Source organism: Kibdelosporangium philippinense (assembly GCF_021390435.2).
Taxonomy (GTDB): Bacteria; Actinomycetota; Actinomycetes; order Mycobacteriales; family Pseudonocardiaceae; genus Kibdelosporangium; species Kibdelosporangium philippinense.
Genome location: NZ_JAJVCN010000003.1, coordinates 1088592 through 1108995 on the forward strand (window position 1 = coordinate 1088592; position 20404 = coordinate 1108995).

Annotated in this window: 21 protein-coding genes; 9 read left to right on the plus strand and 12 right to left on the minus strand. The window is 64.8% G+C overall.

The annotated features are described in order from the left end of the window. Positions 1-46: 46 nt before the first annotated feature. Positions 47-3235, minus strand: a complete 3189-nt coding sequence (locus LWC34_RS37015) for an ATP-dependent helicase (RefSeq protein ID WP_372496699.1) — start codon at positions 3233-3235, stop codon at positions 47-49. A 94-nt stretch (positions 3236-3329) separates the two neighbouring features. On the opposite strand from LWC34_RS37015, the gene pip reads away from it, so the two are divergent. From pip to LWC34_RS37040, 5 genes are all read left to right on the plus strand, one after another. Continuing rightward, positions 3330-4262, plus strand: a complete 933-nt coding sequence (gene pip, locus LWC34_RS37020) for a prolyl aminopeptidase (RefSeq protein WP_233729888.1) — start codon at positions 3330-3332, stop codon at positions 4260-4262. Between the two features lie 567 nt (positions 4263-4829). Then, positions 4830-6101 carry an Agd3-related carbohydrate-binding protein gene (locus LWC34_RS37025; RefSeq protein ID WP_233729889.1) on the plus strand — a complete coding sequence of 424 codons (1272 nt, stop codon included), beginning with the start codon at positions 4830-4832 and terminating at the stop codon, positions 6099-6101. After that, positions 6083-6871, plus strand: coding sequence for a hypothetical protein (locus LWC34_RS37030; RefSeq protein WP_233729890.1), 789 nt, complete (start codon positions 6083-6085; stop codon positions 6869-6871). The genes LWC34_RS37025 and LWC34_RS37030 overlap by 19 nt, the downstream gene beginning before the upstream one ends. A gap of 174 nt (positions 6872-7045) precedes the next feature. Then, entirely contained in the window at positions 7046-7324 is a 279-nt protein-coding gene (locus LWC34_RS37035; protein ID WP_233729891.1) for a hypothetical protein, read from the plus strand. Further along, complete coding sequence (locus LWC34_RS37040) at positions 7315-8007, plus strand: nucleotidyltransferase family protein (protein ID WP_233729892.1); 693 nt, start codon at positions 7315-7317, stop codon at positions 8005-8007. The genes LWC34_RS37035 and LWC34_RS37040 overlap by 10 nt, the downstream gene beginning before the upstream one ends. A gap of 214 nt (positions 8008-8221) precedes the next feature. On the opposite strand, the gene LWC34_RS37045 is transcribed toward LWC34_RS37040, so the two are convergent. The 6 genes from LWC34_RS37045 to LWC34_RS37070 all read right to left on the minus strand — a co-directional run bounded on the left by LWC34_RS37045 (position 8222) and on the right by LWC34_RS37070 (position 12686). Beyond that, a complete protein-coding gene (locus tag LWC34_RS37045; protein ID WP_233729893.1) occupies positions 8222-8938 on the minus strand; it encodes an endo alpha-1,4 polygalactosaminidase in 717 nt (238 codons plus the stop codon). Continuing rightward, entirely contained in the window at positions 8935-9873 is a 939-nt protein-coding gene (locus tag LWC34_RS37050) for an NAD-dependent epimerase/dehydratase family protein (protein WP_233729894.1), read from the minus strand. Before LWC34_RS37050 ends, LWC34_RS37045 begins: the two co-directional genes overlap by 4 nt. Next, complete coding sequence (locus LWC34_RS37055; protein WP_233729895.1) at positions 9870-11171, minus strand: nucleotide sugar dehydrogenase; 1302 nt, start codon at positions 11169-11171, stop codon at positions 9870-9872. The genes LWC34_RS37050 and LWC34_RS37055 overlap by 4 nt, the downstream gene beginning before the upstream one ends. Before the next feature lie 95 nt (positions 11172-11266). Then, positions 11267-11599, minus strand: a complete 333-nt coding sequence (locus tag LWC34_RS37060) for a hypothetical protein (RefSeq protein ID WP_233729896.1) — start codon at positions 11597-11599, stop codon at positions 11267-11269. After that, positions 11596-12411: a spherulation-specific family 4 protein gene (locus tag LWC34_RS37065; protein ID WP_233730959.1), complete on the minus strand. Its 816-nt coding sequence runs from the start codon at positions 12409-12411 to the stop codon at positions 11596-11598. Before LWC34_RS37065 ends, LWC34_RS37060 begins: the two co-directional genes overlap by 4 nt. Beyond that, entirely contained in the window at positions 12318-12686 is a 369-nt protein-coding gene (locus LWC34_RS37070; RefSeq protein WP_233731039.1) for a hypothetical protein, read from the minus strand. The genes LWC34_RS37065 and LWC34_RS37070 overlap by 94 nt, the downstream gene beginning before the upstream one ends. A 116-nt stretch (positions 12687-12802) precedes the next feature. Here LWC34_RS37070 and LWC34_RS37075 point away from each other — a divergent pair, with 116 nt between their 5' ends. The 3 genes from LWC34_RS37075 to LWC34_RS37085 are packed head-to-tail and all read left to right on the plus strand — an operon-like array spanning position 12803 to position 14571. Further along, entirely contained in the window at positions 12803-13564 is a 762-nt protein-coding gene (locus tag LWC34_RS37075; RefSeq protein WP_233729897.1) for an alpha/beta fold hydrolase, read from the plus strand. Positions 13565-13607: 43 nt separating this feature from the next. Continuing rightward, the gene (locus LWC34_RS37080; protein ID WP_233729898.1) at positions 13608-14252 is read left to right on the plus strand and encodes a LuxR C-terminal-related transcriptional regulator; all 645 of its coding nucleotides are present in this window, start codon (positions 13608-13610) and stop codon (positions 14250-14252) included. A 1-nt stretch (position 14253) separates the two neighbouring features. Further along, positions 14254-14571 (plus strand): MGMT family protein, encoded by a 318-nt coding sequence (locus tag LWC34_RS37085; RefSeq protein WP_233729899.1) that lies wholly within the window; start codon positions 14254-14256, stop codon positions 14569-14571. Here the strand turns inward: LWC34_RS37085 and LWC34_RS57290 are convergent. After that, positions 14568-14690, minus strand: a complete 123-nt coding sequence (locus LWC34_RS57290) for a hypothetical protein (RefSeq protein ID WP_284051791.1) — start codon at positions 14688-14690, stop codon at positions 14568-14570. The genes LWC34_RS37085 and LWC34_RS57290 overlap by 4 nt on opposite strands. A 320-nt stretch (positions 14691-15010) precedes the next feature. Between LWC34_RS57290 and LWC34_RS37090 the strand changes: the two genes are divergently transcribed. Next, a complete protein-coding gene (locus LWC34_RS37090) occupies positions 15011-15790 on the plus strand; it encodes a DUF4190 domain-containing protein (RefSeq protein WP_233729900.1) in 780 nt (259 codons plus the stop codon). Here the strand turns inward: LWC34_RS37090 and LWC34_RS37095 are convergent. The 4 genes from LWC34_RS37095 to nirB are packed head-to-tail and all read right to left on the minus strand — an operon-like array spanning position 15691 to position 20376. Then, positions 15691-16431 (minus strand): sirohydrochlorin chelatase, encoded by a 741-nt coding sequence (locus LWC34_RS37095; protein WP_233729901.1) that lies wholly within the window; start codon positions 16429-16431, stop codon positions 15691-15693. The two genes, LWC34_RS37090 and LWC34_RS37095, sit on opposite strands and share 100 nt — an antisense overlap. Then, positions 16428-17564, minus strand: coding sequence for a uroporphyrinogen-III synthase (locus tag LWC34_RS37100; protein ID WP_233730960.1), 1137 nt, complete (start codon positions 17562-17564; stop codon positions 16428-16430). The genes LWC34_RS37095 and LWC34_RS37100 overlap by 4 nt, the downstream gene beginning before the upstream one ends. Positions 17565-17569: 5 nt before the next feature. Then, a complete protein-coding gene (nirD, locus tag LWC34_RS37105; protein WP_233729902.1) occupies positions 17570-17890 on the minus strand; it encodes a nitrite reductase small subunit NirD in 321 nt (106 codons plus the stop codon). Beyond that, complete coding sequence (gene nirB / locus LWC34_RS37110) at positions 17887-20376, minus strand: nitrite reductase large subunit NirB (protein ID WP_233729903.1); 2490 nt, start codon at positions 20374-20376, stop codon at positions 17887-17889. Before nirB ends, nirD begins: the two co-directional genes overlap by 4 nt. Positions 20377-20404 lie beyond the last annotated feature (28 nt).

Below are 20404 nucleotides of genomic sequence, written 5' to 3' on the forward strand. Positions count from 1 at the left end.
GAAGGTCACGCCGGTAAGTGCGGTCGGCTCCGGGACATGTATGCGGTCATTCCGTCACCTGCCGGCCTGCCGGGTGCAGCGGGCAACTGGTCTTGGCTGGACAGCGGGGACAGTCGGGGTTCTCTCGTGCGTCGTAGTCCGGGCCGATGCTGTCGGCCGCAGCCTTGCGCACGACCGTCAGCCACTCCTGGACAGCTTCCCCCTCCACCGGATCCTGCACGCGTTCCGCCGCGCCGGTCTTGCGGTCTTTTTTCGCCACGAAGACCAACCGCGCGCCGCCAGGCGACGTGTCCAGGCCGAGCCTCGCGAACGCGCCGTACGCGGCGGCCAACTGGTAGACCGCGAGCTGTGGGTGTTGGGCGGCGTCGTCCTTGCTCACCGGGGTTTTGCCGCTCTTGATGTCGATCACGACCGGGCGTTTGTCCGGATCGGATTCGAGGCGGTCGACCCGCCCGCGCAGCCTGATCAGCGGCCCGTCCTCCTCCTGCGGCAGGTCCACGCTGACGTCCTGTTCGATGGCGACCTGCGTGAGCTGCGAACGGCTGCCGGTCAGCCAGCTCAGGAACGTGTCGAGCATGCCGTGCACGCGTTGCTGTTCGCGCTTGGAGTACCAGGGCGCGCCAGCGTCGACCTGCTTCCAGGCTTCGTCGAGCTGGGCGCGCAGTTCTCTCTCGTTCGCGCCCTCGGCGGCTGCCTGCGCCAGGGCGTGCACCAGTGTTCCGGTGATCACGTGCAGTTCGACGGGGTCTTGGCCGCCGTGTCGTTCGACCACCCAGCGCAGCGGACACTTGGCTAATACGTCCACTGTGGACGGTGAGACCTTGACCGGTTCGGTCTTCTCGCGCAGGGCCTCGGCGCTGGACAACTCGGCGAGGCCGTACCACGAGTCCGGGTGCGCGCCAGGAACTCCGGCCTCGGCCAACCTGGCCAGCTGCTGTGCGGCTCGGGTGCGGCGGGGCGCGGATTCTTCGCCGTCACAGATCACTTTGCGGAGCTCGCCGACAAGGTCTGCCAGCACGAGTGACCTCGTTCCGGACAGCGAGACGAACGCGAGTTCCTCGTCTTCGAACTCGGCCAGTTCGCCGAGGAACCGGGATGGCTGTTCCTCTTCGCCACGGATCGCGCTGACCAACAGCCGCCAACGCGCCCGGCTGGCGGCAACCATGAACAAGCGGCGCTCTTCAGCCAGCAGTGGCGCGGTCATCGACACGTATTCATAGGGGTCCGCGCCATTGAGGACATCCACCATCTGCTCGACGCCCAGCAGCGAGCCGCGCAGCCGTAGGTCTGGCCACGCTCCCTCCTGCACGCCGGGTACGGCAACGACCGTCCACTCGCGCCCGGCGGCCGCATGCGCGGTGAGCAACGCGACAGACTCACCGATGGGCGCCTTCTGCGCGAGCGTGTCACCCGCGATCTGTTGCGCCGAAAGGTAATCCGCGAACCTCGCGACACCTGCGCCAGGCAACCGGTCGGCGTACTTCGCGGCCGCGTGGAACAGGGCGACGATCGCGTCGAGGTCGCGATCCGCTTGTTTACCAGCGGTTCCACCGCGTTCTGCCTGCGCGACCCAGCGGCGCTCCAACCCGCTGCCTTGCCAGACGCCCCACAACACCTGCTCGACACCCGCGCCATCGGCGATGGCCTTACGCGCTCCGGCGAGCAACGCGGCCACGCGACGCAGTGGCGCGGCTTCAGCGTCCTCCAGCGCGGCCAGCTTGTCGTATGTATCGAGCGCCTCGACAAGCAGCTCATCACTGGAACGGTCCCCGCCAGCGACCATCTCCAGCCGTCGCAGCCCTCGCCTGAGCCGCCGCAACGCCATCGGGTCCGCCCCGCCGAGTGACGACGACAGCAACATGGCCGTCACGTCCGGATCCAACGCAGAACGGTCCGCCGCGCACTCCAGCAACGCGAGGAAAGGCCGTACCGCTGGCTGCTGGGCCAACGGCACCTCGTCGGTCGGGATAGCGACGGGCACACCAGCCGCGGCCAACGCTCGATACAGCACCGGAATGGATCGCGTCGCGGACCGTACGACCACAGCCATTTCCGACCAAGGGACCTCGTCGATCAGATGGGCCCGCCGCAGCTGATCCGCGACCCAGCTGGCCTCGGCGGCGGCCGACGGATGCAGGCGTAGCGCCACGTTGCCGTCGCGTGGCACGTTCTCGCCTTCCCGGACCTGACGTTGCGGCCCAGCTCCAGGCAACCGCCCGGCCAGGCGTCCAACGGCCTCCCGGATCTGAGTGGCCATCCGGTAGCCCGTGGTGAGAACGATTGTGTTGTGGCCACCGGGATCCGCGTCGGTCAGCAGCCTGGGGTCGGCCCCACGGAAGGAAAAGATCGCTTGGTCCGGATCGCCCGCAAGGACGAACTCAGCCGATCCTTCGGCCAACGTGGTCGCGAGTTGGAACTGCAGCGGATCGAGATGCTGGGCGTCGTCGACATAGAGGTGACGAACCCGCGCGCGTTCCTGATCGAGCAACTCCGCGTCGGTTTCGAACGCGACCAACGCGCTGTCCACCAGCTCGGCCGCGTCCAGCGCGGGCCCGCTCGCCTGTGCCACACCGGTGTCCGCCGCGCCCGCGAGCAGAGTGACCTGCTCGTATTGCACGCCGAACCTGCCTGCCGCAACCCATTCGTCCCGCCCGTACTGACGCCCAAGTGCCGCCAGGTCTTGCGGGCCGACGCCTCGTTCGGCCGCCCTGAGCAGCAGGTCTCGCAGCTCGTCGGCGAAACCCGGGATGGCGAGCGCCGGGCGGAGCCGCTTCGGCCACCTCGGCGCGCCCTTTTCCAAGTCACCTTCGAGCAGGTCGCGCACGACCGCGTCTTGCTCCGGCCCGCTCAACAGCCTCGGCCCCGGCTCATCTCTGAGCGACGCCCGCAACCTGAGGACAGCGAAGGCATACGAGTGGACCGTGCGCACCAGGGGTTCACGGGCCGTGCGCATTCCGCCGTCGGTCAGCAGGCTCGTGATGTGCGTCCTGACCGCGGTTGCCGCACGCCTGCTCGCGGTGAGGATCAGGATGTTCTCTGGGTCGACGCCGTCCGCTATGCGCTTGGCCGCGAGTTCCGCCAGGAGGGTTGTTTTGCCGGTGCCTGGGCCGCCAAGGACACGACAAAAACCGCCTGCGCCACCCTCGATCAGCTGGGTGGCCGCATCTTCCCAGCTCAGGCTTTCGCGAGGGTGGTGCGGGGCCCGGACTAGGAGCGGCGCGGACTTCGTCACCACCTCACGATGGAAGCACGGCCCACCGACAATCCCCGCAGCGACACCCCTGACCTGCGGAGTTGATCACCCCAGCCCGCCACGAGATGATGCCCGTATGGCGGGGCACGAGTCAGGCATGCTGGACGTCGGCGACGGTCATTCGCTGTATTGGGAGGTGTCGGGCAACCCCGACGGCAAACCGGCGGTCACGCTGCACGGCGGTCCCGGATCCGGGAGCTCTCCGAGAACTCGGAACCTGTTCGACCCGAACCGTTACCGCGTGGTCCTGTTCGACCAACGCAACTCCGGGCGCAGCACCCCTTCGGCGACCGATCCGGTCGTCGATCTGTCGGCGAACACCACGCAGCACCTCATCGCCGACATCGAGGCGCTGCGGGTCCACCTGGGAATCGAACGCTGGCTGGTATGGGGTGGCTCGTGGGGCGTCACACTCGCCCTCGCCTACGCGCAGGCATATCCCGAGCGGGTGACTGAATTGGTGCTCGCGGCTGTGACCAACGGCGACCGCCGCGACACTGACTGGATCACTCGTGACATGGGCCGCGTTTTCCCGCGCGAGTGGGAACGGTTCCGCGACGGCGTGCCCCCTGCCGAACGCGACGGCGACCTGTCTGCCGCCTACAGCCGTCTGCTCCACGATCCCGACCCCGAGGTCCGCGCCAAGGCCGCACAAGCGTGGTGTGAGTGGGAGGACACGCACATGTCCCTGGCGCCCGACGCGACACCCTCCCTGTCAGTCGCCGACCCGGCGTTTCAGCTGGCCTTCGCCCGCCTCGTGACCCACTACTGGTCCAACGGCTGCTTTCTGGAAGAGGGGCAGCTGATGCGTGGCATCGGGCGGCTGCACGGAATTCCTGCCGTGTTGATCCACGGGCGTTACGACGTCAGCGGTCCACTCGGCACAGCTTGGGCGCTGCATCGGGCCTGGCCTGGAAGCGAGCTCGTGGTCCTTGACGACACCGGTCACGGCGGCGGCAATATGACCGCGGCGATCATCGCCGCCACCGACCGCTTCGCCCGTGAGTGATCGTCGCACCCAGCGGAACACAATCGCACCAGATGGCGAACGTCATTTCCAGTTGCCGGTGAACAGAATTGGTCAGCACTTTTTTTCAAGTCGGAAAAACGGCTGGTTGGCATAATTATTACCCATTCGGCCGAGAGATATCTGGTGGACCATCCACCTCAGTCGGCGCACCGCCGTACGGGCGTACTCGGTAGCGCCCGGACGGGGTAGGCCAAGGGTGCCAATCTCACAAAAGCGCCCGTCGCGAATTGTTGCACCGACAATGATCCGGTTATCGACAATGATCGACCGGAAAGTCCTCCTTGTTGCGTGTAACAACCGGACATCCGGTGACGAACCCCTAGATGCCGACACGCCCTTTTCGATCATTAGCTGCCCGCCCTGCAACTGGGAGGCTCATGTCCGGCTGAGCATTTCCGCGCCTTGTTCCACTTATCGGGAATAACTCTTCCACGCTCGCGAGTGGCGCGCTCGCCATGCCGTCATGCCCGAATAACCACGCACTAGAGGGGTCCGTCCATGAAAAGGATCAGGACACGGGTTCTGCCTGTCCTGTTAGCAGCAATAGTGACCGGTTCCGTCGTCGCCCCGTCGAGCAGTGCCACACCGAGCAGTGCCACGCCGGACGAGGGGCACGCGCACGAACATCCGCTGATCCGAGCGGCTATCGCCAGACCGAAGCAGGCACCGGCGCCGCCGAAACTGCCGGTGCTCAACGGGCCCGTCGGACGTGCCGCCGCGAGATCTCAGGCCGACGTGAACGCCACAACCAAAGTGGCGCTGAGAGTGTTGGTTATCGCCAGTTCGGCGACTGATTTCGGGCTGCCGACATGGAAGTCGACGCTCGACAAGATCGGCCAGCCATACGACGTCATACTCGCGAAGAACACCACCCTTCGAGCGAACCTGCTCGTGAACAATGACGGCACCGCCAAATACAACGCGGTCCTGCTCACTGACAACGCGCTCATCAGTGAGGGAACAAGCGCGTTCGATTCGACCGAATGGTCGGTCCTGTGGTCCTATGAAAGGACACACGGGATCCGGCAGGTCTCGTTGTACACGTCCTACGGCACATTTCCGGAGGACTACTGCCTGCGGGAAGGCAGTGAAGGCCCGATCACCACGCCCGTTCAGGCGACTTTGACCCAAGCTGGCGCCCAGTTCTTCGACTATCTGAAGGCATCGGCGCGAATTCCAATCACCGAGTCATACGCCTACCGCTCACGATTGCAGCCGGGTTGTTCAGCGCAGGCACTGCTGACTCTTGGCAACGACGTGCTTGGCGTGACGTCGACGACCTCGGACGGGCGGCAGCGTGCCGCGCTGACGTTCTCATCGGGCGAACACCAGGTGCACACCGACCTGTTGGGCTACGGGCTGCTCCGCTGGGCCACGAACGGTGTTTTCATCGGCGAGAAACGGCACTGGCTGAACGTGGACGTCGACGACTGGTTCAACTACACCGCGCACCTCTACCCCGACGGCCGCCTGGAGACCAACCCAGGCTTCCGGCTGTCCGGCCCCGAGGTCTCCGCCACGCATGCGCAGCAGAACTCCCTGCGTGACCGGTATCCGCTGGCCGACGAGTTCAATCTGAACATCCCGTACAACGGCGGTCGGTTCGTGCCGACCGCGCCCTCCCGGTGCAGCGCGGTCAACACTCCGGACCCGCTGAGCAGCTTCTCGCGCTGCCAGGGCAACAACTTCCAGTGGATCAACCACACGATGCACCACCCGGCCATGGACTTCACGCCGTACGCCCAGAACGTCGCCGAGATCCGCGACAACCTCGCGGTGGCGCGCGATGCCGGCTTGTCGTGCCAACCGAGATCCTGAAGACCGGCAGCTACTCCGGGCTCGGCGTGTACTCGACCACTCCGAACGGCCCGCTGAAGGACTTCGGGCTGACCGGGTCGAACCGCGAGCTGCTGCGCGCCGCCAAGGACCTCGGCGTGAAGTACCTGCACGGCAACATGTCCTTCGAAGGCCATCAGCCGCCGTGCTTCAACTGCTCGATCACGCATCCGCTCGAGCCAGCGGTCTCGGTCGTGCCGGACTGGCCAGTCAACGTCGGCTACCAGGTCACCACACCGCCAGAGCAGACCTATCTGTACAACAGCCTCTACGGTCCGAACGGCCAGTTCCCAACGCATCCTCGGGACCTGACCTACCCGGAGATCCTTGCGCTCGAAGCCGAAGTCGGCCTGTCGCACGTGCTGAGCGGATCGGTGTACGCACACACCTTCCACCAGGGCAACGCGCATCACTACGCACCCGGCAAGAGCCTGCTCTTCGACTGGGTCGAGGAGATCGTCCAGCAGTACAGCAGCTTCTACCAGGTGCCGCTCAAGGGCCCGGACTGGAGCACGCTGGCGAACTACTCGAAGGCCCGTGCCGCGCACGCCAACGAGATCAAGGCCGGGCCGGACGTGGTGTGGGACCGGCTGACCAACATCGTCACGATCAACGCCGACACCTCGGGAACGCTGTTCGTCACCGGAGCCAGCCTCGCGACTGTTCCCTCCGAGCGGTACGGCACGGACCTGATCTCCCAAGCAAGCGTCCGTCCTGGTTCCCAGATCCTGCTCGCACAGCCGACGAGGTAAGCGATGAATCCACGTCGGTCAGGTCGAGTATCGCCGCCTCCGTTCGATGAGAGTCGGGATCGGGGCGGTTTCTGGCGTCGCCGCCGGAACGCCGCGAAGACCGGTTGTCTTTGGGTGTTTCGGCGGTGGCGTCAGGGACCGCATCCGGCCCGGCCATCGCGGACGGGGGCGGCGATGCTTGGCCTTAGCCGAAGTTTGCCCATTCCGTTGTTGATCATTGTCGCGCTCGGGCTGGTGGCGGTCACGCTGTCCAGTCCGTCCGGACTCAGCCCGAACGCCAGCACAGGGACGACGGCAGAGCCTGTGCTGCCCGAACAGCCGCCATTGCCACGTAAACAACGGGTTCCCGTTCGAACCGCCTCGATCGACTCGGGACCTGGTACACGCGTCGCGTTGCGGCAGTTGGTGGTGGCGACGGACGCGGATGATTTCGGCCTGGCCGCGTGGAAATAAGACTGCGGCCATATACGACGGCGTTGCCGAAACCGTTGGTGCCGATCGGCGAGGATTACGCGATCCTCGACATCGTCATGCAGCAGCTCAGATCGCAGGGATTCACCCGTGCGACACTGGCGATCGGTCATCTCGGCTCGCTGATCCAGGCATTCGTCGGGGACGGCTCGCGGTGGGGAATCGCGGTCGACTACTCCGAGGAGGAGTCCCCACTGTCCACAATCGGACCGCTGCTGAACTTCCTCGACCAACTGCCGGAACACTTCCTCGTGATGAACGGGGACGTGCTGACCGATCTTGACTACGTCGGACTGTTGAACCACCACACCGAAACCAGGGCGCCACTGACGATCGCCACCTACCAGCGGCAGGTGAAGATCGACTTCGGCACGTTGGAGACCTCGGACGGCCGGATCGTCCGGTTCGTCGAGAAGCCAACGTTGTCCTATGGCGTGAGCATGGGTGTCTACGCGATGTCCCGCAAGACACTCGCGCCCTACCCCCGCAATGTCCCGTTCGGACTCGATGAGCTCGTGCTCGACCTGTTGGCCAAGGACGAGCCGCCCGCCGCGTACGACTTCGACGGGTACTGGTTGGACATTGGACGGCCAGACGACTACGACGAAGCCAACCGGGAATTCGAGCGGTTGCGCCCGATCCTGGTTCCGGAGGCTCTGCGGTGAAACGAGTACTGCTCTTCGGCGGCTCAGGGTTCCTTGGCAGGCACGTCACGGGCGCGCGGTGCACCGGTCAGGCGCGGTGAGCTGGATCGCCGCGGACATCAGCCGGATCACCAAACTCGGCTGACGGCCTGAGCACGACCTCCTCGCCTCAATCCGCGCTCTCTGGTGAAAAAACCTCGTGAGTGGTTATTCGTGCTCTAACACGGATAACCACTCACGAGTCCTGAGCAGGGACAATGCTGAGGTCGCGGATGCTTACGAAGCACGGCATGCCGAATCGGGCCGCGCGTTCGCGGGCGTATTCCGCCAGGCGTGGAGTATCGGCGTAGTCCAATGCGAACACTTCGACGTCCAGGCCGAGCAGCATCTCCGCGTATCGGGCGTGGACATCGAGAACGTCCGGCGGCCAAGGGGCGTAACCGCCTTCGACCCACCTGGACGTGAACGATTCGAACAGCACGCCGTCGACCAGGTCGGCGATTTGCGGCAACAGACCGAAGCCGCGGTTGGCGAGCAGATAGTCCGGATAGGACAGCTCACGGATCGCCGCGATCAGCGTGAGCAGATGCGGCAGGTCGTCCGGGTACGTCAGCTCGATGTTCAACGTGTCGAGAAAGAAACCTCGATACCCGAGCCTGCGCATGGCTCGGGCCTGGTTCAGGACGTGCTCGCTCCAGCCAGGGTGTCCAACATGGATGAATCGGCCACCCCAGTCCGGATTGCGGTCGTCGCGCTGCCATTCCGCGGGCGGTCCGACGTCCTCGGTCAGTGACAGGTAACAGAGCGGGCGCACCCCACGTACTACAAGCGACGCGATGTCCTGTTCGGAATACGCGTCGCCTTGTAGCACCACACGGCCGAACGCGGCGAGCCGATCGACCTGGTTCGTTCCGTAGTAGAACGCGATCGGCTCACCGCGCTGATGGTTCACGCGTTCCCGCGATACCATTCGAACGTCCGCCTGACTCCTTCTTCCAACGACACCGCGGGCTCGTATCCGGTGAGCGCGCGCAGCTTCGTCAAGTCCGGGCATCTCCTTGCGACCGAACCCGCTGGCGCGTCTTCGACATCGAGCACCGGGTTGTGGTCGGCGATTCGCAGGACGAGTTTGGTCAGATCGCCGATGTTCGTCTCCTCATCGTTTCCGATGTGGACGATCTCACCACTGATCTTGTCCATCGACAGCAGCATCGCTGTCACCGCGTCGTCGACATAACAGAACGCGCGGTACTGGTCGGTGCCGTAGACCTTGAACGGGTCCTCGCGGCGCGCAGCCCGAAGCGACAGTTCGGGGATCACGTGATCAGCGCCCATCCTGGGACCGTAGACATTGTGGAACCGGCCGATCACGAACTGCAGGCCGTTGGCTTGTCCAATGTGGACAACCGCTTCCTCGCCGAGGAGCTTGCTTGCCGCGTACGCGAACCTCGGCGCCGTGACGTCCTCGATCATCACCGGGACCGTCTCGGCCGTCGGGACCTGCACGATGCCCGCGGTCACCCCACCGGCGTAGATCTCACTTGTCGAGGCGAAGAACAGCTTCTCCGCTGGCCTGATCCAGTCCAAGGTGTTCAGTACGACCAAAGTGTTGACGCGCACGACCTTGCCAGGATCCTTCTCGACATTGCGGACTCCGACGACCGCGGCCAGCAGGTACACCTGGTCCCAGCCGTGCGGGATCTTCTCGTACGCTTCCGGGTCGGTCAGATCCGCCGAGATCACCGGCACTTCGAGCGCGGCGAGGTCGGGATCGTTGCGGCCGCGGGAGAAGTCGTCGACCACCGTGACGTCGTGACCTTCGGCAAGCAAGCGCCTGGTCAAGTGCACGCCGATGAACCCCGCGCCGCCGAGAACGAGCACCCTCATGCGGACACCTCGTATCCGAGCGCCGCATAGTGCACGCCACGACCAGTGATCTTGTCCGCGTCGAGGATCCGCCACGAGTCGTAGACGACCCGCACGGTCCCGCTTCGCAGCAAGCCGTCGATGTCGAGCACCTTGTAGTCGGGGTGGTCGGTGATCACCAGAACCGCTTCTGCGGACTGGAAACCTTCGGCGAGCGTGACCGGTTCGCCACCATACTCCCTGATCACCCGTGGCAGGACGAGTGGATCGTGGCCGAGCACCCTGATCCCGGCTTCGGTGAAGACCGGCATCATCGACGCGATCGGCGTGCCGCGCATGTCGTCGGTCGGCGGATGTCCTTTGTAGGCCCAGCCGAGCACCAGCAACGTCTTGGTACCGTTCATCAACTCGACTATCTTGTGTGCGACATGCACCGGGGTCTCTTCGTTGAGGCTGCGGGCCGCGGCGATCAGCTTCGGCACGTAACCGTTGCGCTCACCACTGGTGACCATGATGTACGGATCCTTCGACAGGCAGCCGCCGCCGACATAGCCGGGTTTGGCGATGTCCGGCCGTGGATAGTCGAGGTTGGTCGCCCGGATGACTTCGAGCGGGTCGAGGCCGAGCCGCTCGGTGAGCATCGCGACCTCGTTGCCGAACGAGTAGATGACGTCCGTATGGCAGTTGTTGGTGAGCTTCACCAGCTCAGCAGTCTCCACAGTGGACACCGGTACGACCTGCGCGGCCAGTCGCGCGAACAGATGGATACCGAGTTCGCGGCTTTCCTCGTCAAGACCGCCGACGACCTGCGGCAGCTCGACGAGTTCGCGCAGGGCCTGGCCTTGGATGGTCCGCTCGGGCGCCATCACCAGCCGCGCGCTCCCCCACTTCTCCAGCAGCGGCGGCAATACGACTTCGCGGCTGGCGCCGACCGGGACCGTGCTGCGGACAACCACCAACGTGGTCGGCGCGCACCGGTCGGCCACGTGTTCGGCCGCGGCGGCGAGGTTCTTCAACCTCGGTTCATGGGTTCTTTCGTCCACAGGTGTGGACACACAGATGATTGCCGCGTCGACGCCGCCTTCTGGCAGTTCCCGGCTGATGAAGATGTTCTTGTTGATCAATTCGGTGAACGTCTCGGTGACGCCCGGTTCGAAGATGTGCGGTTTTCCCCGCGACAACGATTCGAGCACTACCGGGTCCGTGTCGACGCCGTGTACTTCAAAGCCCTTGCGGGCCATCGCGGCCGCCAGCGTCAAGCCGACATAGCCCATTCCAACGATGCCGATTCTGCGTAAATCCGGCATGTGAACAGTCACGCTCAATCCTTGAGGATTTTTAACACCGGCCAATGGGTTCGTCGGTGTCGCTCAAGGATGCGTTAGCAGTTTTCCATTAGTCCTGCCGAGTGAATTCAGCAGTCGGGAACCTGCTCGACAGTAATCGGCGCCGAGTACTCATCCGGTGGATCTTCGGCGGTGAATCCGCTGAACACGAGCGTCTGCTTGGTCTGCCCGGCCACCGGGACACGCCACGTGAAAGACCCGCCGAATTCCGCTACCAAAGGGGAGACATCGGGTGCTCGTTCCCATACCCATCCGGGGCCGGTATACCGGTAGAGAAACGCGTTCTCGATCAAGGTGTCCACACCGGATGGCAACCCCGGCGGCAACTGCCAGCCGGTCGCCGGATCGTTGTCCAAGTCAATGAAGACGCGATGATGCCCGAACAGCGCGCCGAAACTCACTCGGTATCCCGCGCCTTGATCGTGAACTCGAACCGCGTCGAGTGCGGCAGGCCGGTTGCCTGATAGGCATTGTTGTAGGAATCCGCGATCTTGGTCCCGTTGGCGAAAACCTCGTAACCGGCGACCGCGACGTCGTCGACCGGGGTCGGCCAGGCCAGCCGAACCTTGGCATCGGTCGGGCTCGCACGTGTCGTCGCGGTCGGCATCGCGGACTGCCGCGGTGGCGTGTTGTCGGAAATCCCTGACGCGGCAACGAGTTGAGCGTCCCAATAGGACGCGAGCCCGGCCCAGGGATACGGGTCCATCCGGAGCTCGGTGGTGTAGACGAACCCGGCGTTGTTGACCTTGCTGCGCGCGACGACCGCCTTCATGTCGTCGTCGGTTGGCACGTCGTGGATGAGGTGCCAGAACTTGCGCGGGTTCGGATGGTTTCGTTGCCAGTCCGGCGAAGTGTGCGCGAGGTAGGTGCCGAAGTTGCCCTCGAACGACACCATGGTGTCCGCGACGTCCTCGTAACACCGCTCGGCCAGCGCGCCGGGATTGATCACGATGTACGCCTCGGCTTGCTTGGCCCGAATGTAATCGCGGATGGCCGCATAAAGCGTGACGTACTCGTCGTCCGGCCCGCAGAGCAGAATTGTCTGATCAAGAAAGATGCCGTTGATCCCGTGCTGACCATATGTGGCATACCAGTCGTCAATGTCATGACGGATTTGCGTCAACCATTCCGGAATCGACGCTCCACCACTTCTTGTCCGATGACTGCCGTGCCCGAAGTCGAGACCGAGATAACCGGTGTCGACGTAGACCAGCGTTTTGTTCCGGTCGCGGACAGCCGGGCGATCGCCGAGGCCCAGGCCGGATGGAACGGCAGCTCGGGCATACTGCGGCTGCCGTTGAGGACGACAATCCCATTCGTCGGCCGGTTCTGCGCCAATCGGTGGAAGATCGTCATTCCGTCCGGAGTATCGGGCCCCCAATACGCCGGAATGGCGGTCTGCTGCCGTTCGGCGGCCGCACCGGCGGGAACCGGCAAGAACACCGCGATAGCGATCAATACGCAGGTCAGGGCGAGCTTTCGGGCCATCCTCTTGACCTCCATACCCGGGGCGGTCCTCTTACCGTAATGCTTTGACCGGAATCCGGAAATAGCCACAGAAAAGGGATCATCCGGCGCCATGCGATCATGTCGGGGTGAGTCCGATGTTGCATGTCCGCCAGTTCGGCCCGGAAGATGGCGTGCCGGTGCTGATGGTGCATGGCGTGACCGGTCATGGCGGCCGCTGGCAGCGGCTGGCCGAGGAGTTCCTCGACGGCTTCCGGGTCATCGCGCCAGATCTGCGCGGCCACGGGCATTCCCCCGCCCTTCCACCGTGGACACTCGAACAACACGCGGCAGACCTTCTGTCCGTTTTGGATAGTCTTGCGGTGACCGGGCTGCCGGTGATCGGCCACTCCTTTGGTGGTGCGGCGGCGATCCACCTGGCCCGCCTTGCCCCGCAGCGAGTGACCAAACTGGTGCTGCTAGACCCGGCGATCGGGCTGGACCCACAGTTCGTCATGGACACCATGCCGATGTGGCCGCAGGTCTTCCAGACCATCGAGGAAGCCGGCGAATGGCAACGCAAAGAATGGGCCGGCATCAGCCTGCGTGACGTCGCGGAAGAGTTGCAGGAGAACTTCGCACAAACGAGCGACGGCCGCTGGATGCAACGCAGCAGCTACTCGGCCGTGGTCACCGCGTGGAGCGAGATGTGCCGCGTCGCCCAGGTCCCGCCGCCGACCACCCACACCCTGTTGGTTTCGGCAACGCAGTCGCCGTTCGTCCGGCCCGCGTTCGTCAACGCGTGCCAGATGTCCATGCGGGACAGCCTGGAGACCGTCCGGTTCGACGGCGGCCACATGCTGCAGTTCGAGCACCCGGTCGAGACAGCCGAGCTGATCACGAACTTCCTTGGCCGGTAGCTGCGCGGAAGACCGCGGCGCAGTGGCGCGGTAGGGTCGGTACGTGCGAGTTGTCCTTGGGGAGGATCTGGCCCTGCTGCGGGACGGACTGATCCGGCTGCTGACCGCGCACGACTTCGATGTGGTCGAGGCCGTGGACAGCGGCCCGGCGCTGCTCGAAGCGCTGGTGAAACACAAGCCGGACGTCGCGGTCGTTGACGTGCGGCTGCCGCCGACCTTCACCGACGAAGGCCTGAAAGCCGCGATCGAGGCCCGTAAACAGGTCCCGGCTCTGCCGATCCTGGTGCTGTCGCAGTACGTCGAGCAGCTCTATGCCAGGGAACTGCTGTCCGACAGGGCGGGTGGCGTCGGTTATCTGCTGAAAGACCGGGTTTCCGAGGTTGGCCAGTTCGTCGACGCGGTACGGCGGGTCGCGGCGGGTGGCACGGCGATGGACCCGGACGTGATCTCGCAACTGCTGGCACGCCGGGAACGCGACGAGCCACTGGGGACGCTGACTCCTCGTGAACGGGAAGTGCTGTCGTTGATGGCCGAAGGCCGGTCCAACGCGGCGATCGCGGCCCGGATGTTCGTCACCGAGAAGGCCGTCAGCAAACACACCAACAACATCTTCAGCAAGCTCATGCTGCCGCCTTCCGAGGACGACAACCGGCGCGTGCTGGCAGTGCTTGCCTACCTGAACGGCTGATATGGACGAGCAGCTGCACGAACGCGTACGGGAAGTCATCGCAGGCGTCCCCAAAGGATCAGTGGCGTCCTATGGGGATATCGCCGCGATCGCAGGCGCCCCGTCACCGAGGCTGGTCGGGCGGATCCTCGCCGAGGACGGCCATGACCTTCCGTGGCACCGGATCCTGCGCTCGGACGGGACTCCCGCGCCACACCTCCAGGAGGAGCAATTGGAGCTCCTGCGCGCGGAAGGTGTTCTGGCAGACGGCAATCGCGTGAACCTGCGCGAATACCGTTGGGCCGCGACGAAGTCCGAAGAGGAGCCAGGTCTCTTCTAACCGTCAGCAGTGCTGCCGTTGTGCCATCGGACAATCGCTGTTCCGTCAGCGGTCGCCGTGCCGACCGCGTAATCGCCGCCGATGCCGAACACCTCGAGGTTGTAGTGCGGCGCGGGCATGGTGAAGTCCGTCCACTGTTATCCGCAGCTCCACTCGACTACGTGCATGACATCGTTCGCGTAGTACGTTCCGAGCAACCGGCCAACAGCCGAGCAGGTCTGATCACCGAAGCCTCCTTACGCGAAGAAGTGGCCCGGTAGGCGGGAACGCACGCAGTCCAGTTGCGACAATCACACTGACTCGTCTGTGCCCGAATGTGAGCACAGTTCCCCCCTCCCCCCAGTCAGCCTTGTCACCTTCTGCATCGTTGGTTACTGTTTGACCGTTACCGACTACAAACGTGTGTACAGCGTGTAGCGGGTTACGCCATCATGCTCGCGTGACGCAACCACCTCCCCCGATGATGCCGCCGCCTGCTGAAGGCCAGCCGCAGGCCGCCGCTCCGCCGCCGTATCCGGTTGTTGCCCCGCCGCTGCATGACGGGCAAGGCGCGCCCTTGCCGCCTCCGCCGGGCTACTACCCACCACCGCCTTACCTGCCACCGCCTTCCGGCCGGACCAATGGTTTCGCTGTCGCGTCAATGGTTCTCGGTATCCTTGGCGGCGTTCTGCTGTCGGCCATTTTCGGATTTGTCGCGCTGAGCCAGATCCGCAAACGTGGTGACAAGGGCCGCGGGATGGCGATCGCGGGCCTTGTGCTGTCCGGTGTCTGGCTTGTGGGGTTCGCGACCATCATCGCCATGGCCGTGGGGATGCAGGCCGATCGCGACGCCAACACAGGGCAGGTCACCAAGGCGGGCCAACTCGATGTGTTCGACCTCAAGGACGGCGACTGCTTCAACAACGTCCCCGGCGACACCGCGACGAAGGTCATGTCGGTCAGTGCCGTGCCGTGCAGCGAGCCGCACGACGCCGAGGTGCTCGGCCAGGTCACCGTCACGAGCAGCACTTACCCCGGCGACTCACAGATGGCCGCCGAGGTGGAGCAGCTGTGCTACGACAAGGTCGGCCCACGAGTTGAGGCCAGCCCGATCGCGGACCAGCTTGACATGCTCTATCTCTACCCGACCAAGGAATCCTGGGCGCAGAACGACCGCGCAGGCACCTGCGTCGCTGCCTCGAACACCAACGGCAAGCTGACCGCTCCGGTCGGCAAGTAAGCGTTGCGGTAACGACGGACGACGAGCTCGACCGCGCCGGAATGGGCGCCGATCGGCTCGGCGGCGACGCTGGCTCCCGCGTCACGGACGACTCCATGGAACAAGCCAGGAGCCAGTAGCCACGAAGCGATGGCAAGCCTCCGGTCACGGACCAGATCCGTGACTCGGGGGCTTGCTGTCGTTACGTACCCGACTTCGACAGGCACACCGACCCGAGTCCGCAACAGCCGCGCCGCTCGCTGAACGTCGTCCAGTGCACGGGAATCCGACGATCCCGCTGCGGCGAGCACAATCGGCTCGCCGGTCCATCCCGCCTCGATCAGTCGTGAGTGCACCACGGCCACAAGGGACGGTGATGGTCCAAATGGGTCAGTCACAACGGTCTCGCGATGACCGGACTCGCGGACCTGGGCCGGGATGTCGACTCTGACGTGATAGCCGGACGCGAGGAACGCCGGAACCACGACCGCAGGGCCGTCGACAGTCCGCAGAACATCGGTCACGTTGGGCGAGCAGACATCCGCGAACGCCACCCGCACGTCCACATCAGGCAGCCAAACCCTGACCCGCTCGGCCAGCTCGTAGATGACCCGGCTGCCCGCCGGATCACGAGTGCCGTGGGCGGCAAGAACAAGCGTCATACCGGAATCGCCAACCTGTAGCCACGTTTGACAACCGTCTGGACGAGCGTGGAATCACCTAACGCGGAACGCAGCCGAGCGATCGCTGTTTCCACCGCGTGAGCATCGACATCGCCGTCGCGTCCGGAATGCCTGCGCAGCACGCCAATCAGGGCAGGCCTGGACAACACCTTGCCCGGCGTCACGCTCAGCGCCCGGAGCACCGCCATCGGCGCGGGCGGCACGACCCGAAGCACGCCATCAACCACAGCACCCTGACCGCGGAGTTCCAATTGAACATCCCCCACACGCAACCGCGTTGCCCGCGCTGGCAATTCAGTTGCGACCGACCTGGCTAACGCGCCGATCCTCGGTCGATCCGGTTGCACGACCGGGATTCCGGCGTCCATCAACGGCCCAGCGGTTACCGATCCCACACAGACCGGCAATACCGGTCCGCGCAAGACATCCAGAAACGCCTCGCGACGCCCTTGCCGCTGTGCCATTGCCAACAGGCTCGCCGCCGCGGGTGCGCTGGTGAACGTCAACGCGTCGATCGAGCCAGCAAGGACCGCGTCGAGCAAGCGCTCAAGCGGGCCCACGTCGGCTGGCAGCGTCCAGCGGTACACCGAGATCTCGACGACTTCCGCGCCCGCGTCCCGCAACGAGTTCACGAAGTTCGGCAGTGGTTCGCCGTGCAGCTGGACCGCGACCCGCTTACCGTCCACTCCGGAATTCAACAGGTACTCCAGCACCTCGGAGTTGCTTTCCGAGGCCGGTGACCAGCTCTCCACCAGGCCTGCCGCACGGACCGCGCCTTTGGCTTTCGGGCCGCGGGCGAACACGTCCGCCTTGCCGAGAATCCCCAGTAGATCCGTCCCCAGTCCCCAGCCCTCGGCCGCTTCCACCCAGCCGCGGAAACCGATCCCAGTGGTGACCACGACGTAGTCGACCGGGTCGGCGATCATCCCCTCGGTGGCCGCTTGCAACTCGGCGTCGTCCGGCAACGGCACGATCCGGATCGCCGGTCCGTGCACGACATTGGCACCGCGACGCTCCAACAGCACAGCCAGCTCGTCGGCCCGTCGCGCTGCGGTGATGCCGACCGTGTATCCGGCCAGCGGCGGAACTTCGGTCTCGACGCTGTCAACCATGAGTGTCACGGAGCTCCAACCATGACCATGCCCGCGTCCACCCGCACCGGATACACCTCGAGCGACACCTCCGGATCGTCCACGCACACCCCCGTGCGCAGATCAAAAGCGTTCTTGTGCATCGGCGACACCGCGACGGGCACTCCGCCGCGGTCGCCGACGATCCCCCTCGACATCACGGCCGCACGCGAGAACGGGTCGATATTGGACAGTGCGAAAACCTGATCGTCAGTGGTACGGAACACCGCGACCTGAACGTCACCGGGAAGCAAGGCGGCAACACCTCGATTGGGCAGCAATCGTGCCAGCGGAAACGTCACACTCATCGCGATACCACCTCCGGGATGCCCAGCTGGACCGGGACCTTCTGGCCGCGTTCTTCGCGGAACGAGATCGTCGGGTCAGGTGTGCCTGGCGCGTTGACGAACGAGGTGAACCGGGCGAGCTTCTCCGGGTCCTCAAGCACTCCACGCCACTCGTCCGCATAGGACCCGACGTGCTGCTCCATGGCTGCTTCCAGGTCCGCGCAGATGCCGAGGCTGTCATTGACGATCACGTCACGCAGGTGATCGAGACCACCCTCCATCGCCTCGACCCACGCGGCCGTGCGCTGCAGCCGATCCGCCGTCCGGATGTAGAACATCAGGAACCGGTCGATCAGCTTGATCAACGTCTCGGTGTCCACATCAGACACCAACAGATCTGCGTGCCGTGGCTTGAAGCCGCCGTTTCCGGCGACGTACAGGTTCCATCCGTGCTCGGTGGCGATCACGCCGAAGTCCTTGCTCCGGGCTTCGGCGCATTCACGTGCGCAGCCCGACACCGCGGACTTGAGCTTGTGCGGCGACCGCAGGCCCCGGTAACGCAGCTCCAACTGGATCGCCAGACCGACCGAATCCTGGACACCGAACCGGCACCAGGTCGTTCCGACGCAGGATTTGACAGTACGCAAGGACTTTCCGTACGCGTGACCAGACTCCATGCCCGCATCGACGAGCCGTCGCCAAATGTGCGGGAGTTGGTCCACAGTGGCGCCGAACAGGTCGATCCGTTGGCCACCAGTGATCTTCGTGTACAGGCCGAAGTCCCTGGCGACCTCGGCGATCACCATCAGCTTCTCCGGGGTGATCTCACCGCCGGGAATCCGGGGCACCACTGAGTAGGTCCCGTTGCGCTGCATGTTCGCCAAGAAGTGATCGTTGGTGTCCTGCAGGGAAGCCTGTTCACCGTCCAGCACGTGCCCGTTGCCGAGCGAAGCCAGGATGGACGCGACCGCGGGCTTGCACAGGTCGCAGCCGGATCCCTTGCCGTGTTTGGCAATGAGCTCACTGAATGCCCGGATCCCGGTGCTTGAGATGATCTCGAACAGCTCGGCCCGGCTGAACTCGAAGTGCTCGCACAGCGCCTTCGACTGCTCCACACCGGACTCAGCAAGCAACTGCTTGAGCATCGGGATGCACGATCCGCAGGTCGTGCCAGCCTTGGTGCAGCTCTTCAGCCCGGGCACGTCCGCGCCGCCTTCGGCGATCGCGCCCTTGATCGCCGCCTTCGTGACAGCGTTGCAGGAGCAGACCTGGGCGTCGTCAGGCAACGACCCCATCGCGACATCGGTGCCAGATGGGGCAATCAGCCCAGCCGGGTCGCCAGAGATCGCGCGGCCGACCATCGGGCGCAACATGGTGTACGCACTGGCGTCGCCGACCAGGATGCCGCCCAGCAAGGTTTTCGCGTCATCCGAGACCACGACCTTCGCGTAGGTCCCGGCCACGGCGTCGTTGAAGACCACTTCGAGGGCGCCTTCGGTGGCGCCATGCGCGTCACCGAAGCTGGCGACGTCCACACCGAGCAGCTTCAGCTTCGTCGAGGTGTCGGCGCCGGGGAAAGTAGCCGTGCCACCAAGCAAGCGATCGGCTACGACCTCGGCCATGGCGTAACCGGGCGCGACGAGGCCGTAAACCATTCCGTCGACGCACGCGCATTCACCGATGGCGTAGATGTTCTCGTCGTCCGTGCGGCAACCTTCGTCCACGACAACGCCACCACGAGGTGCGGTAGTCAAGCCGATCTGCTTGGCCAGGTCGTCTCGTGGGCGGATACCGGCGGAGAAGACAACGACGTCAACGTCGAGTTCGACGCCGTTGGTCAGCTTGGCGACCATCCGCTCGCCGTCCCGCTCAATAACTTCGGCGGACGTTCCAGTGTGGACGGTCAGGTCCAATTTCTGCACGAGGTTCTTGAGCAGCCCGGCGCCGCCGTCGTCGACCTGGATCGGCATCAGCCGGGGTGCGAGTTCGACGACGTGCGGGGAAAGTCCCATACCGCGCAAGGCGTTCGCGGCTTCCAGGCCGAGCAGCCCGCCACCGAGGACCATTCCTGCGCGCCTACCAGGACGATCGGCTTTCTCGACGGCCGCCCGTATGGCGTCGAGATCGTCGATCGTCCGGTAGACGAAGCACCCCGGCAGTTCCCGGCCGGGGACGGGTGGCACGAACGGGTTCGACCCGGTGGCCAGCACCAGGGCGTCGTAGTTGACACGTTCGCCCTTGCTGGTTATGACCTCCCGCTTCTCGCGGTTGATCTCCAGCGCGCTCTCGCCGAGGCGGAGGTTCACGCCGTCGATGTGCGGCAGCGTCAGGTCATCGGCGTTCCAGGTGTCCACATAGGAGGATAGGGCAACCCGGTCATACGCCGGGCGTGCTTCCTCGGCGAGCACTTCGATTCGCCATTCGCCGTCAACGTCCCGGTCCCGCATCGCCTGTGCGAGGCGATGTCCGACCATCCCGTATCCGACGACGACCAATGTCCGCGTCATAGGAGCTGTGTCCTCCCTGTTGGGCACG